Source organism: Campylobacter concisus UNSWCS, assembly GCF_000466685.1.
Lineage (GTDB): Bacteria > Campylobacterota > Campylobacteria > Campylobacterales > Campylobacteraceae > Campylobacter_A > Campylobacter_A concisus_A.
On sequence record NZ_ANNG01000030.1, the window covers coordinates 51,157 to 64,855 of the forward strand.

General features: G+C 39.2%; 15 protein-coding genes. 13 read left to right on the forward strand and 2 right to left on the reverse strand.

The annotated features are described in order from the left end of the window. Positions 1 to 19: 19 nt before the first annotated feature. Positions 20 to 1,225 carry a methionine adenosyltransferase gene (gene metK / locus UNSWCS_RS06965; RefSeq protein ID WP_021087931.1) on the reverse strand — a complete coding sequence of 402 codons (1,206 nt, stop codon included), beginning with the start codon at positions 1,223 to 1,225 and terminating at the stop codon, positions 20 to 22. A 138-nt stretch (positions 1,226 to 1,363) separates the two neighbouring features. On the opposite strand from metK, the gene sstT reads away from it, so the two are divergent. From sstT to UNSWCS_RS07030, 13 genes are all read left to right on the forward strand, one after another. Continuing rightward, the gene (gene sstT / locus UNSWCS_RS06970) at positions 1,364 to 2,731 is read left to right on the forward strand and encodes a serine/threonine transporter SstT (protein ID WP_021087925.1); all 1,368 of its coding nucleotides are present in this window, start codon (positions 1,364 to 1,366) and stop codon (positions 2,729 to 2,731) included. Between the two features lie 87 nt (positions 2,732 to 2,818). Further along, positions 2,819 to 4,540, forward strand: a complete 1,722-nt coding sequence (locus UNSWCS_RS06975; protein WP_021087920.1) for a M3 family oligoendopeptidase — start codon at positions 2,819 to 2,821, stop codon at positions 4,538 to 4,540. 1 nt (position 4,541) lies between these two features. Beyond that, a complete protein-coding gene (locus tag UNSWCS_RS06980) occupies positions 4,542 to 4,991 on the forward strand; it encodes a hypothetical protein (RefSeq protein ID WP_021087927.1) in 450 nt (149 codons plus the stop codon). A 51-nt stretch (positions 4,992 to 5,042) separates the two neighbouring features. After that, positions 5,043 to 7,112, forward strand: a complete 2,070-nt coding sequence (locus UNSWCS_RS06985) for an ATP-dependent helicase (protein ID WP_035143675.1) — start codon at positions 5,043 to 5,045, stop codon at positions 7,110 to 7,112. Beyond that, a complete protein-coding gene (truB, locus tag UNSWCS_RS06990; protein WP_021087885.1) occupies positions 7,109 to 7,930 on the forward strand; it encodes a tRNA pseudouridine(55) synthase TruB in 822 nt (273 codons plus the stop codon). The genes UNSWCS_RS06985 and truB overlap by 4 nt, the downstream gene beginning before the upstream one ends. Continuing rightward, positions 7,924 to 8,154 (forward strand): carbon storage regulator CsrA, encoded by a 231-nt coding sequence (gene csrA / locus UNSWCS_RS06995; RefSeq protein WP_002941828.1) that lies wholly within the window; start codon positions 7,924 to 7,926, stop codon positions 8,152 to 8,154. The genes truB and csrA overlap by 7 nt, the downstream gene beginning before the upstream one ends. Continuing rightward, entirely contained in the window at positions 8,151 to 8,894 is a 744-nt protein-coding gene (locus tag UNSWCS_RS07000) for a 4-(cytidine 5'-diphospho)-2-C-methyl-D-erythritol kinase (RefSeq protein ID WP_021087953.1), read from the forward strand. The genes csrA and UNSWCS_RS07000 overlap by 4 nt, the downstream gene beginning before the upstream one ends. A gap of 14 nt (positions 8,895 to 8,908) precedes the next feature. Beyond that, the gene (smpB, locus tag UNSWCS_RS07005; protein ID WP_035143683.1) at positions 8,909 to 9,361 is read left to right on the forward strand and encodes an SsrA-binding protein SmpB; all 453 of its coding nucleotides are present in this window, start codon (positions 8,909 to 8,911) and stop codon (positions 9,359 to 9,361) included. An 8-nt stretch (positions 9,362 to 9,369) separates the two neighbouring features. Further along, complete coding sequence (locus tag UNSWCS_RS07010) at positions 9,370 to 9,966, forward strand: thioredoxin (RefSeq protein WP_021085500.1); 597 nt, start codon at positions 9,370 to 9,372, stop codon at positions 9,964 to 9,966. Positions 9,967 to 10,028: 62 nt separating this feature from the next. Further along, positions 10,029 to 10,463, forward strand: a complete 435-nt coding sequence (gene flgB / locus UNSWCS_RS07015) for a flagellar basal body rod protein FlgB (RefSeq protein ID WP_009294075.1) — start codon at positions 10,029 to 10,031, stop codon at positions 10,461 to 10,463. A gap of 8 nt (positions 10,464 to 10,471) precedes the next feature. After that, positions 10,472 to 10,972 (forward strand): flagellar basal body rod protein FlgC, encoded by a 501-nt coding sequence (gene flgC / locus UNSWCS_RS07020; RefSeq protein ID WP_012139981.1) that lies wholly within the window; start codon positions 10,472 to 10,474, stop codon positions 10,970 to 10,972. Next, positions 10,972 to 11,265, forward strand: a complete 294-nt coding sequence (fliE, locus tag UNSWCS_RS07025) for a flagellar hook-basal body complex protein FliE (RefSeq protein WP_002941937.1) — start codon at positions 10,972 to 10,974, stop codon at positions 11,263 to 11,265. The genes flgC and fliE overlap by 1 nt, the downstream gene beginning before the upstream one ends. Positions 11,266 to 11,273: 8 nt before the next feature. After that, the gene (locus UNSWCS_RS07030; protein ID WP_021087890.1) at positions 11,274 to 13,106 is read left to right on the forward strand and encodes a peptidoglycan D,D-transpeptidase FtsI family protein; all 1,833 of its coding nucleotides are present in this window, start codon (positions 11,274 to 11,276) and stop codon (positions 13,104 to 13,106) included. A gap of 88 nt (positions 13,107 to 13,194) precedes the next feature. On the opposite strand, the gene UNSWCS_RS07035 is transcribed toward UNSWCS_RS07030, so the two are convergent. Beyond that, entirely contained in the window at positions 13,195 to 13,656 is a 462-nt protein-coding gene (locus UNSWCS_RS07035) for a hypothetical protein (protein WP_021084467.1), read from the reverse strand. Between the last annotated feature and the right edge of the window lie 43 nt (positions 13,657 to 13,699).

A 13,699-nucleotide genomic window follows, 5' to 3' on the forward strand; every position in this document is an offset into this window, starting at 1 on the left:
GATAAAGCCACTTTTTTGATTATTTTTTTAGTAAAGCCTTGAAAGTATCGACCGCATCAAGCTTTTCCCAAGGGTATTTTGCATTTCCCACTTGGCCTTTTGCAGCTACTTTTGCGTATAAAAATGTCTCTTTACTTGGCTTATCAAGACCAAATTTATTTGTTATCCAGCGAGGTGTTAGAGAAAAATGCTCGCTTACAAAATTTGAAAGCATATCGTCATTTACGCCGTTTGCGTGAGTTCCCATAGTATCAACACTAACTGAAGTTGGCTTTGCAACACCGATTGCGTAGCTTATCTGAACGATGCATTTTTTAGCAAGACCAGCTGCGACTATGTTTTTAGCTATCCAGCGCGCTGCGTAAAGTCCGCTGCGATCAACCTTTGTGTAGTCCTTACTTGACTGAGCGCCACCACCTATTGGGCTATATCCGCCAAAGCTATCGACGATCAGTTTTCTGCCTGTTAGGCCGCTATCGTGAAGTGAGCTGTGATTTACATATCTGCCTGTTGGGTTTATATAGATGATCGTTTTTTCTTTATTATATAGCTCTTTTGGAAGGCCAGTTTCGTCTATTAAATTTTGTATTAGTGCGCGAAGCTCTTCTATCTTTATGCTCTCCACGCAAGGGGCAGAGACGACGATAGTGTGGATGCTTTGAGGTTTGCAGTTTTCAAAGTTATCTTTACTGCCGTAATCAATCGTAACCTGCGTTTTTATATCAACGCCAAGTTTATCAGGGTTTGCTTTGGCAAATTTATATACTTTTTCACAAAGCATTCTTGCGTAAGTTATAGCTGCTGGCATAAATTCTTTCGCTTCGCAACTTGCAAAGCCAAACATAATGCCTTGATCACCTGCTCCGATCTCGCCGTCACTTTGATCAACGCCTTGATTTATATCTGGACTTTGTTGATTTAGGCAGACTTTGACCTCGATATCATCTGGATGCAAGCACTGCTCTTTTGTAAAGTTGCTCTTTCCGTCATATCCAATATGCGCAAGAGCGTCTTTTACGATCTTTTCGTAGTCTTTATAAGAGAGTTTTACTTTTGAGTTTATCTCTCCGCCTATTACTATATTTTTTCCGGCTACAAAAACTTCGCTTGCGACGCGTCCATTTGGATCTTGTGTTAAGATAGTATCAACAATGCTATCAGCGATGATATCAGCGCATTTATCTGGATGACCTGGACTTACAACTTCAGAAGTAAATAGATACATTTTCGTCCTTTTCCTTGGTTAAATTTTCGTGCAATTGTAACAAATCTATATAAAAAGCGAATTAATCTTTTTAAATTTCTTTATATTTAAAAATCATTTAGCTAAAATCAACAAAAAACTAATTTATTAAGGTGTCAAATGAATATGTTTAAAAACATTGCAAGAAGATACGCCGATGGAAATTTGATCGTTCAAATTTTAGTTGGTATCATCCTAGGTGCCCTAGTTGGCTTTTACACACATTATCAAGCAGCCCCTTACAACCAAATCTCAGCTAAAATTCAAACCATCCAAAAAGAGAGTGGCTTAAGCGTAGATGAAGTCATAAAAACTCGCCTTAGCCAAGATGAAGCAAAGCAACTTGATGATGCCAAAGAAAAGGCTAGTTCGGCTGATTCTATCGCTGCTTCAGCCTCAGTTTTAGGAGATTTGTTTAAAGGTGCTCTAAAAGCGATCGCACCTATTCTTGTATTTGTTTTAGTTGCAACCTCTATCATTTTAAAAGATTTTGGTCATACAAAAGGCATGCAAAAGATCATCGCACTCTACCTTGTTGGCACCTTTTTAGCAGCTGTTGTGGCGGTTATTGCAAGCTTTTTATTTCCTATCGAAATACCGCTAAAAGGTCTGCAAAGCGCTGATATGTCAGCACCTCAAGGCATCACAAACGTGCTAAAAGATCTTATCTATAAAATGGTCGAAAATCCGATAACCGCCCTAGCAAACGGCAACTATATAGGCATCATCACTTGGGCGATAGGCGGTGGCATCGCTATGAGATATGCTACACCTGAAACCAAAAAGGTATTTAAAGATATAAGCGACGGCGTAACTCATATCGTTAAATTTATCATTAGACTTGCTCCATTTGGCATATTTGGTATGGTTGCTATCAGCATTCATGACACTGGATTTGAGGCACTTGCAGGATATCTAAAACTAATCTTAGTCCTTGTTGGAGCGATGCTTGTCGTGGCATTTATCGTCTATCCAGCGATGGTTTTTGCACTAACTAAGAAAAATCCTTATCCACTTGTGATGATCTGCCTAAAAGAGAGCGCGATCTCAGCATTTTTTACAAGAAGCTCGGCTGCAAACATCCCTGTAAATATGGCGCTTTGTAAAAAGCTTGGGCTAAAAGAGGAGCTCTACTCGATCTCTATCCCACTTGGCGCTACTATAAACATGGGCGGTGCGGCAGTTACTATCAGTATCCTAGCGCTTACTGCGGTAAATTCTATCCCATCTATCACAGTTACATTTGGCGATGCGCTTCTTCTTTGCTTCATCTCAGCTCTTGGCGCGTGCGGCGCATCTGGCGTGGCTGGAGGATCGCTTCTTCTAGTGCCATTGGCGTGCGGACTTTTTGGCATTGGCAACGATATCGCTATGCAGTTTGTCACAGTTGGCTTTACGATAGGCGTTATCCAAGACTCAGTTGAAACTGCGCTAAATAGCTCATCAGATGTGCTTTTTACAGCAGTTGCCTCAGAGACTTCAAACTAACCTTCATAAAATTTCAGCTAAATTTTGGCTGAAATTTTACTTTTATCCATTTTTTTGTAAAATGTCCCAAAAATTTAAAGGATAAATATGCAAATTTGGGATCTAAAAGCACTTTTTGCAAACGAAAAAGAGTGCGAGCAAAACGCACTAAATTTACAAAAAGAGTGCAAGAAATTTAAAGATAAATACCTAGAAATTTATGAAAATTTAAAAACAGACGAGTTTTTAAAGGCTTTTTCTGAATATGAAAGCTTGATAGCTAAAATTTCAAAGGTAATGACTTACGCTTTTTTAAATTTTGCCAAAGATACAAGTAAGGGCGCATTTTACGCAAAGATCGATGAGATAGCGACAAAAGCAAATGAAAATTTGATATTTTTTGAGATCAAATTTAATGAATTTAGCCCTAAAAAACAAGAAGAGATCATCAAAAGCTCCAAAAAATACGGCTACTATCTAAGCAACCTCGCCAAAGCAAAACCGCACCAGCTAAGCGTTGCCGAAGAGAGAGTGCTACTTCGCACGGCAAGCACCGGAGCTGAGGGCTTTTCAAGGCTTTTTGATGAGAGTATGAGCAAGATGAGGTTTAAATTTAAAGGCGAGCTTTTAAACGAAGAAGAGATTTTGGCCAAGCTTCATGAGAGCGACCAAAGCGTGCGAAAACTGGCTGCCAAAAGCCTTTCAAACGAGCTTAGCAAGCACCAACACCTCCTTGGCTACATATATAATATGATAAAAACTGATCTAAAAACGAGCTGCGAACTGCGAAATTTCAAGCTTCCTGAAGAGCCAAGACACCTTGAAAATCAAATCACTAAAAAAAGCGTTGATTCACTAATTGCTGTGACTGAGAAAAATTTTGATTTAGTTTCTAAATTTTACGAGCGAAAAAGAGAGATTTTAGGCCTTAAAAAGCTTTATGACTACGATAGATACGCGCCTCTTAGCAGCGAAGGTGAATATAAATTTGATGAGTGCAAAAAGATAGTTTTAAAGGCGTTTGGGACATTTTCACCTAAATTTGGCGATATAGCTAAAAGCGCCTTTAATGACGGCTGGATCGACGTTTATCCAGCGCCAAACAAGCGAGGTGGCGCGTTTTCTCACTCAGGATCAAGCGACACTCACCCTTATGTTTTGCTAAATCACACAAACCAGCGAAGAGACCTTTTCACGCTTGCCCACGAGCTTGGTCACGCTGTGCATCAAAAGCTCTCTTATAGCGTAAGCTACCTAAACTCAGACACCCCGCTGACCACGGCTGAGACGGCTTCAGTCTTTTGCGAGATGCTAGTTTTTGACCACGTAAAAGATGGCCTTAGCAAAAAAGAGAAAATTTCACTGCTCGCTGGCAAGATCGAGGATATATTTGCCACGCTTTACCGCCAGATAAATTTCACCACCTTTGAAAGGGCCGTGCATGCACACGAGGGCGAGATCAGCCTAGATGAGCTAAATAAAATTTGGCTAAGAGAGAGCAAAAAGATGTTTGGCAAAAGTGTCACACTAAATGACTATTACAAAGTTTGGTGGAGCTACATCCCACACTTCATCCATACGCCATTTTACTGCTACGCCTACTCTTACGCGCAGCTTCTTGTGCTTGCACTTTTTGGGCTTTACAAAAGTGGCAAATGCGAAAATTTTGTTGAAATTTACACCGAGTTTTTGAGCCTTGGCGGGAGTCTTAGCCCAAGGGAGCTTGTGGGTAAATTTGGCTTTGATATAGATGATAAAAATTTCTGGCAGATCGGCATAAACGAGGTCAAAAAACTAGTAGATGAGTTTTTAGAAATTTCAAAGGATTAAGATGTTAGACGAAATTTTAGACGATGAGAAATTTGCGCTTTTGATGAAGATGCACGTCTATGAGTGCATTGATTTTTTGCTTGAAAAGGGGGTAAATTTCTCAGTTATGGCAAATTTGCCTCTAGTTAGCTTTGAGCCTAGCTTGCCAGATGAGATAAGTGGCAGCTCTAGTATGCCAGTCATTATGTTCTCACTTGGTGGCTACACGCTTGAGAGTGCTAGGCTAACGCAAGATGAGCTAAGTTTTGAGGCTGGCTTTGGTAGTGAAAATTTTGCCTCAGTGGTATCATTTCCACTTGGCGCAGTGGTTCAAATTTTGGTTGAAAATAGCCCGATCCTTGTAAATTTTTCCATTTATAAGCCAAAAGAGAAGCAAGTCGATCACGCTAAAAAATCAGCCTCAGTCTTTTTGCAAAACCCAAAAAATAAAGATATATTTAAGAAAAAATAGTAATTTTAAGCATTTTTGGCTAAAATCAAAAGAAAATTTAAAAAGCGAAAAATGGAAAATTTACTATCAAATTTAAACGAAGCCCAGCGCGAAGCGGCCACCCACATAGATGGTGCGATGCTTATACTTGCAGGTGCTGGCAGTGGCAAGACAAAGACTATCACGACTAGGCTTGCCTATCTCATCGGCGAGGTCGGCATAGACGCGGCAAACACGCTAACTCTTACTTTTACAAACAAAGCCGCCAACGAGATGCGCAGCAGAGCCATGGCGATGCTAAGCCAAAGCGGCAAAAACTACTCGCCGCTTCTTTGCACATTTCACAAATTTGGGCTTTTGTTTTTAAAGCTCTACATAGAAAAGCTTGGCAGAAAAAATAACTTCGTCATAATCGACACAGACGATAAAAAACGCATCATCAAAAGCTTTGAAAGCCCAGTCGCCACGGCGATTTTGTCAAGTGAAATTTCAAACTACAAAAACTCACTTTTAAGCGTCGAAGAGGTCTATAAAAATGCAAATTTCTCTTCATTTGACAAGAGCAAGGACAATTTTTACAAACAAGCAGCGCAAATTTATGAAAAATATGAAGACTATTTAAAGGCAAACAACCTTGTTGATTTTGACGATTTGCTAGGGCTTACATATAAAATTTTGGACGAAAACGAAGATCTTGCTAGAGAAATTTCAAACCGCTACAAATATATAATGGTTGATGAGTATCAAGACACAAACGACCTTCAGTATAAGCTCCTAAAAAAGCTCTGTCTATGCCACGAAAACATCTGCGTCGTGGGCGATGATGATCAAAGCATCTACGGCTGGCGTGGCGCAAAGATAGACAATATCTTAAATTTCAAAGATCAGTTTAAAGATGTAAAGATCATCAGACTTGAGAAAAACTACCGCTCGAGCGAGGCTATACTAAAGGCTGCAAACGAGCTGATAGATCATAACCGCAACCGCCTTGGCAAGAAGCTTGTAGGCACAAAAGGCGAAGGCGAGGCTGTAAATTTGATAGAAAGCTTTGATGAGAGCGTCGAGGCTGGCAAGATCGCAAAAAATATAAAAGAGCTTTTAAGCAAAGGCGTACAGGCAAAAGATATCGCAATCTTGTACCGCATAAACGCTCTCTCGCGCTCGCTTGAAGATGGGCTAAACAAAGAGCAGATCGCCTATAAAATGGTTGGCGGAGTGAAATTCTATGAAAGAGCCGAGATCAAAGATATCATAAGCTACCTAAGACTGATAAACAATCCAAACGATGACTTCTCAATAAGACGCATCATAAATCGCCCAAAGCGAGGACTAGGCAAAGTAAGCCTTGATAAGCTTGAAAAAATGGCATTTGAGGGTAAAATTTCCATTTTCGAGGCGATCTCAAACATCTCTGATAACGATGAAGCCTTTAGTAAAAAGGTAAAATCAGCCCTTCTTGAGTTTGCAAACAACCTTAAAGAGCTTCAAGAAAGTAGCTCGGTTTTTGACCTCATAGATAAATTTGAAGCTAAATTTGGCGTGAAAAAATACTACGAGAGCTTGCCAGATGGTGCTGAAAGAGCGGCGAACATCGACGAGTTTTACGCTGTTTTAAAAGATCAGATCAAGCAAAATCCAAGCTTTGATCTAGAAGAGTTTTTAAACGAGATCACGCTAACAAGCGAGCAAGACGGTATTAGCGACGAGGCTATTAGTATCATGAGCGTGCATGCTAGCAAGGGGCTTGAGTTTGAGCACCTTTTTGTGATCGGCCTTGAAGAGGGATTTTTTCCGCTCATTGGCGATGGTAGCGACATCGAAGAGGAGCGCAGGCTAGCTTACGTAGCGATAACAAGAGCTAAAAGGACACTTAGCCTAAGCTTTGCAAATTCACGCTTTTACAAAGGTCAGCGCACAAGGCTAAATAAGAGTAGATTTTTAAGCGAGAGCGGTATCACGCATGGCTCGCTAGTTATCGAACAGAGCAATGAATTTAAAAAAGGCGACCTTGTTAAACATAAAATTTTTGGTATCGGCAGGGTGAGCGCGGTTAGCAAGATCAAAAAAGAGTTTAAACTGACTATAAATTTTGGTGGCAATGTAAGAGAGATCATGTCAAGTTTCGTGGAAAAGGCCGTATGAACGCCATTTTCGTGGCAAACAAGCCTGCTGGCATGAGCTCAAACCACTTTTTAGGACGACTAAAGAGAAAATATGGCGTTAAAAAGGCTGGATTTTCAGGCACGCTTGATCCATTTGCGAGTGGCTGTCTGATAGTCGCTTTTGGCTCGTATACGAAATTTTTTAGATTTTTAGACAAAAGCCCAAAGGTCTATGAGGCGACTATTTGGCTTGGGGCGAGCAGTCCTAGCATGGATAATGAAAATATCACTGAAATTTCAAATGTAAAAGAGCTAAATTTAGAAAAGCTTGAAGCCATAAGAGGCGAGCTAACTGGTAAGATAAGCTATATCCCGCCAAAATTTAGTGCCAAACATGTAAATGGCACAAGAGCTTACAAACTAGCAAGAAGCGGCGAAGAATTTGAGCTAAAGCCAGAGACAATGGAAATTTATGAGAGTGAAATTTTGAATTATTCACACCCTTTTTTGACACTTCGTTTAAGTGTAAGTGAGGGGAGTTACATCCGCTCTTATGCAGAAATTTTTGGGGAAAAAGTTGGTTATAATGTAACTTTAAGCTCATTAAAGAGGGTAAGTGAGGGTAAATTTCGCTATGAAAATGAAAAATTTTTAAATATTTGCAATTTTTTAAATATTGAGCAAAACACGTATTTTGGGGATATTAATAACATACTAGACGGCAAGAAATTAAAAATTAACGATTTTGAAACACAAACACAAGGAATTTATTTGCTAAATTATGATAAATTTATGAGCGTAATCCAAATCATGGATGATACTATAAATTACACTTTAAACAAGGTAGAAAAATGTTAATCTTAGCAAGAAAAGAAAACGAAGAAATTTTACTAGGCAACGACATAAAAGTCGTCGTAGTAAGTATCTCAAAAAGCACCGTTAAGCTTGGTATCGAGGCCCCGCGCAACACAATGATACTAAGAAGCGAGCTGGCAAACGATATTAAAAACGAAAATATCCACGCCACCAAAAAAGCAAGCGAAGCCGATATCCACGAGCTTGCGAAAAAAATCGAGAAATGAAAAGCTTTGCAAAGATCAACATATTTTTGAAGGTAGTTGGCACCAGAGGCAACTACCACGAAATTTTGTCACGTTTTGTTCTTTGCGAGCAACTTTTTGATGAAATTTATTTTGAAAAGTCAAATTCTTTTGCTATCGAATGCGACAACAAAGAGATAAAAGAGAACATCATCCAAAAAGCGATAGACGAGCTAAAAAAAGCTGGCTTTTCAAACGAGCTAGATGAGTTTTTTAGCTCTCATAAAATCATCATCAACAAACAAATCCCAATAGGTGCTGGTCTAGGAGGAGGCAGTTCAAACGCCGCCACCTTTTTACTTATGGTAAATGACGAGCTAAATTTAAATATAAAACGCGAAAATTTGATGCAAATAGCCTCTAAAATCGGCGCTGATGTGACCTTTTTTGTAAGTGGCTACAAGGCAGCAAATGTAAGCGGCATAGGCGAGATCATAGAAGAATTTGACGATGAAGTGCCAAATTTAAATACTTTCACGCCAAATGTTTTTTGCTCCACACCGATGGTTTATCAAGAATTTAGAAGCAATTTCTTACAATACATAGACGTTAATGCTGCAAAAAAGATGCAAAATTTAAAGAGCAAAGAACTACTTGAAATTTATAAAAACGAGGAGCTAAACGATCTTTTTGCCCCATGCTTTAAGCTCTATCCACAGATGAACGAGTTTAGGGATAAATTTCTAAGCGGCAGCGGAAGTAGCGTATTTAGCGTAAAATAAAAGGTAAAATTTTGATAAAAGATCTAGCAAAAAACAAAAAAGCTTTGCACGACTTTAGCATACTTGAGACCTTTGAGGCTGGCATCGTTTTAAAAGGCAGCGAGGTCAAGGCTCTAAGGATTGGCAGAGCAAATTTAAAAGATAGCTTTGTGCGCGTCATAAAGGGCGAGCTTTTCTTACTAAATGCCCATATCAGCTATCTTGAAACCACACACAGCGCATTTCGTCCAAATGAGCGAGCAGCCAGAAAACTTTTGATGCACAGAAAGCAGATCGATAAAATTTTCGGTCAAGTCTCACAAGATGGGCTTACTTTGGTTGTTTTAGCACTTTATCTAAGCGATAAAAACATCGTAAAAGCAAGACTGGCCCTTGCAAAAGGTAAAAATTTACACGACAAGCGCGAAACTTTAAAGAGACGCGAGGCAGACAAAGAGGCAAGAGCTGCCATAAAAAGATATGTTTAAGGGATAAGATGAAAAATTTACTTGTTTTAATAATCGCTTTATTTGCTTTTTTTGGTTGTGGCGAAGATGAGAGCAGCAGTGCAAATTTTAAAGAATTTAGCCCAAATGAAGAGGTCAAACTTGTAGATGTAAGCGGCAAGGAGCTTACTTTAGTTAGAAAAGATCACGGCTTTGCTATCAAAAATGATGAAAATAAGGTTTTAATGATCGACATTTTTGGCACATTTTGCCCACCTTGCCAAAAAGAGGCAGCCGAGCTTACAAAATATCAGCTTGAAAACAAAGATAAATTTACGCTAATTGGACTAACTCACTTTGAAAATGTCACAAATGAGTATGTTTTGCATGAATTTATGCAAAAATTTAACGCCTACTACTTCATAACAAACGATCAAAAGATAAATGACAGGCTTGCCGAGCAGATCGTAAGAGATATAGAATACAAACACGAGATCGCACTACCTTTTAAAGTGGTGATAAAAAACGGCGAATATCAAATTTTAACAGACGTAGATAGCGGACAATACGGAGTTAAATACTATCTTGGCGGCATAAAAGTCACAAAAATGAAAGAAGATTTGGCAAAAATCTATGAAACAAAATAAATTTGCCTTACATTTGGAACATCATTTGCTTATAAATGTGTGAAATTTTAGAAGGACTTTAAATGTTTGTTTTAGATAGATCAAAATCTAGCCCATTAGTCGAATCAGCCCTTGCAGGCAGAGAGCTACGCCAAAAGCTCATCTCTGGCAACCTTGCAAATGTTGATACGCCATTTTACAAGGCTAGAGATGTAAGATTTGAAGATGTTTTAAGAGAAAAAGCAAATGAAATTTACAACGTTTCAGAGAGCAAAAAACTAAATTTAGCTAAAACAAACGAAGCGCACATGGCTGCGGTTGATTTTCCAAAAAGTGACACAGCTCAAATTTTCTTGCGCGATGGTCATATGGCTAGAAACGATGCAAACACAGTCGATCTTGATGTTGAGACAACAGAAATGGGCAAAAATACAGTTATGATAAACGCCCTTGATAGCGCCTACAAGGCTCAGGGCAATATCTTTAAAAGCGTAATAGATGCAAGCGCTAAGAACTAGGAGAGATGATGTCATACTTAAATGATTTTGATATTAGCGGATATGGACTAAGCGCGCAACGCTTCAGAATGAACGTCATCAGCTCAAATATAGCAAATGCTCAAACCACAAGAACGGCTGAGGGCGGCCCTTACAGAAGGCAAGAGGTCATTTTTAAAGAGATGAACTTTGATAAAATTTTAAACGATCAACTTAAAAACTCACAAAGTCTGCTTGATTATGAAAATCCACTAGACGATCCAAGCTCACCCAAAAACGCTCACCCTGCCCTAACTAGCGTGATCGTAGATAAAGTGGTGCGCGATGACAAGGATTTTCAACTAAAATACGACCCTAGCCACCCGGACGCAAATGCAAATGGCTACGTCGCATTTCCAAATATAAACCCAGTCATCGAGATGGCTGACTTGCTTGAGGCGACAAGGGCCTATCAAGCAAATGTAGCGTCATTTCAAAACGCAAAAACAATAGCACAAAGTGCGATATCACTTATTTCAGGACAAGCATAATGATAAATAGTATAAATTTAGATAAGTTAAATAAAAACGAAAATTCAAACAAAATAGCAAAAGCAGGCGAAGAAGGCGGCTTTGAAAACGCACTAAACGACTCTTTAAAAGAGCTAAACAAGGTTCAAATCAATGCTGATAAAGCCATCGCAGACCTTGCAACTGGCGAGGTAAAAGACCTTCATCAAGCAGCTATCGCGATAGGCAAAGCAGAGACTAGTATGAAGCTTATGCTAGAAATTCGCAACAAAGCGCTAAGCGCATACAAAGAAATTTCAAGAACGCAAATTTAAGCCATTGAATGAATTCCAGAAAATCAAAAATAACCATACTTTTTTTATTAATTACTTTTGGAATTTCAATCTTTGTGCTTGTTATATTTTATAGAGCGAGCATCGAGCGAAAGCTTCCTAAGCTTCAAACAAGCGACGTAAATACCGCGATCCGCGGCAACATCGTCACAAAAGATGGCTTTAGCATCTCATCAAGCCAAAAACTCTACAAAGTAATGCTTGACACCAGAAATATCGACCCAAACAAAAAAGAGATGTTTATCAAGCTCTACTCGCTTTACAGCGGTGACGATCCAAACAAAGTAAGAAAGATCATAAACGGCACAAAAGGTCTTGTCACGCTCTCTTACAGCATCGATGCAAAGGGCGCTACTTATCTTCAGGAGCTCTCTAGAAAGCTAAACCGTAAGGGCATTTTGATCTCATATCTTGACCCAAAAACAGGCCTTGCCTCATTTCAAGGTATGCGCGTAATGGAGAGCGGTCAAAACCGCAAATTTATGTCAAAAGACGCCCTAACGCCAGCTATCGGCTATGTGAGCAAAACAGAGAGCGACGCACTTACCAAAAGCAAAGGCGTAAAAGGGCTTGAGAGATACTACGAGGACTACCTAGCTCCGATACAAAACGCCAAAATCCTTGGCCCACGCGATATTGGCAACAATATAATCTTAACTAGCGATTCAAATTTAGCAACGAGGGTTGATGGCTACAACGCAGTGCTCTCTATACCGCTTAAATTTCAGACCAAACTAGAGCAAATCTTAGATGAAAAGCGCGAATTTCTAGATGCAAAAGAGCTAATCATCTGCATAATGAATAGCAAAAATGGAGAAATTCTAGCCCTAGCTTCTAGCTCAAGGTATGATCCCTCAAACATAAGAAAGCAAGATTACAGCGCGCTAAATTCAAGCGCAAGCGAGTATGCATACGAGGTTGGATCGGTTTTTAAGCCATTTATCTTCTCCATACTACTTCAAGAAAAAAAGGTAAATCCTTTTGAGCTTGTAAATACCTACAACGGACGCTATCAACTAGGCAAAAGGATCATCAAGGATACCCACCCAGAGCCTTTTATGAGTGCTGAAGACATTATCGTGCACAGCTCAAACATCGGTATGATCCAGCTAGTAGATAGACTAAATGGCCCACAAATTTATCAAGGGCTTTTAAATTTTGGCTTTTCAAGAAAAACTGGCATCGACCTGCCATACGAGCAAGTGGGTATGATGCCAACGGTTACAAAGCTAAACTCATCTACCTATAAAGCGACAGTTAGCTACGGATACGGCCTTCAAGCGACATTTATGCAGCTTTTGAAAGCTTATAACACCTTTAACAACAAAGGCATCGAGGTCACGCCGCACATGGTGGCATATCTTGAGCGAAATGGCAAGCGCTACGATCTGCCAAAAGTAGAGCCAGCACAGGTCATTTCGCAAGAGACCGCAAAGATAATGAAGAGAATTTTGATAAAAACGGTTGAAAAAGGTACTGGCTTAAAGGCATTTACGCCAGGTCTTGAGATAGGCGGAAAAACTGGCACCGCACACATCGCTTCTGGCAAAGGCGGATATAGCAACACCTATAACGGCTCGTTTTTTGGCTTCGTAAATGACACAAGAGGCAACAGCTACACCATAGGCGTTTTAGCAAGAGATCCTAAAAAGCCTTACTACTACTTTGGTGCGCAAAGTGCATTGCCGACGTTTAAAAAGGCCGTTGATCTAATGGTTGAAGATGGTTATTTGTTTCCAGATCCTAATGTCATAGCTGAGTTTGAAGCTAAAAAAGATAAGCTTAAAAACGATAAAGCAAAGCAAAAACCAGCGTTAGACTAAATTTAACTTCTAAGGTACAAATATTAAATTTCAAATTTAGGGTTTAAAGTAGAAATTTGGATCTAGGCAAGTGGCCTAAATCCAGAATTTATGCAAGTCCAAGTTCATTTAAGACAGAGCTTAAATTTACAGAATTATTTGTATTTTTGCCAAGGCTATTTTGCTTCTCAAGCAGTGTTTGGCTAGTAAGTGCCATGTTTAGCTCTTTGCGGTAGTCACTTAAAATTTTATCCATTATTTTAAGTAACTCATTTTTTTGATCCTGCGTTTTGGTCGGATCATTTATGCTTAAAAGCTCAGTTAGCTCCTCTTTTTTCTGAGCTATTTTCTCTTCTATCTTGTTTGAATTTAGCTCATTTATAAAGCCAGCAGCGCCAATTTCTGTAAGCCTTTTCTTAAACTGTTCAAGCTTATCTGAAACCTTTGCCTCGCTTGTGATCTTATCAAGCGTTAGACTTAAAATTTCATCAAAACTATTTTTTTTATCTTTAGCTTTGCTAGAGCCTGACTGCAACAAATAATCGATAATATCGTTATTTTGAACCTTCATACATCTCCTTTTAAATTTGAGATGCTTTTTATAAGCAAGATTT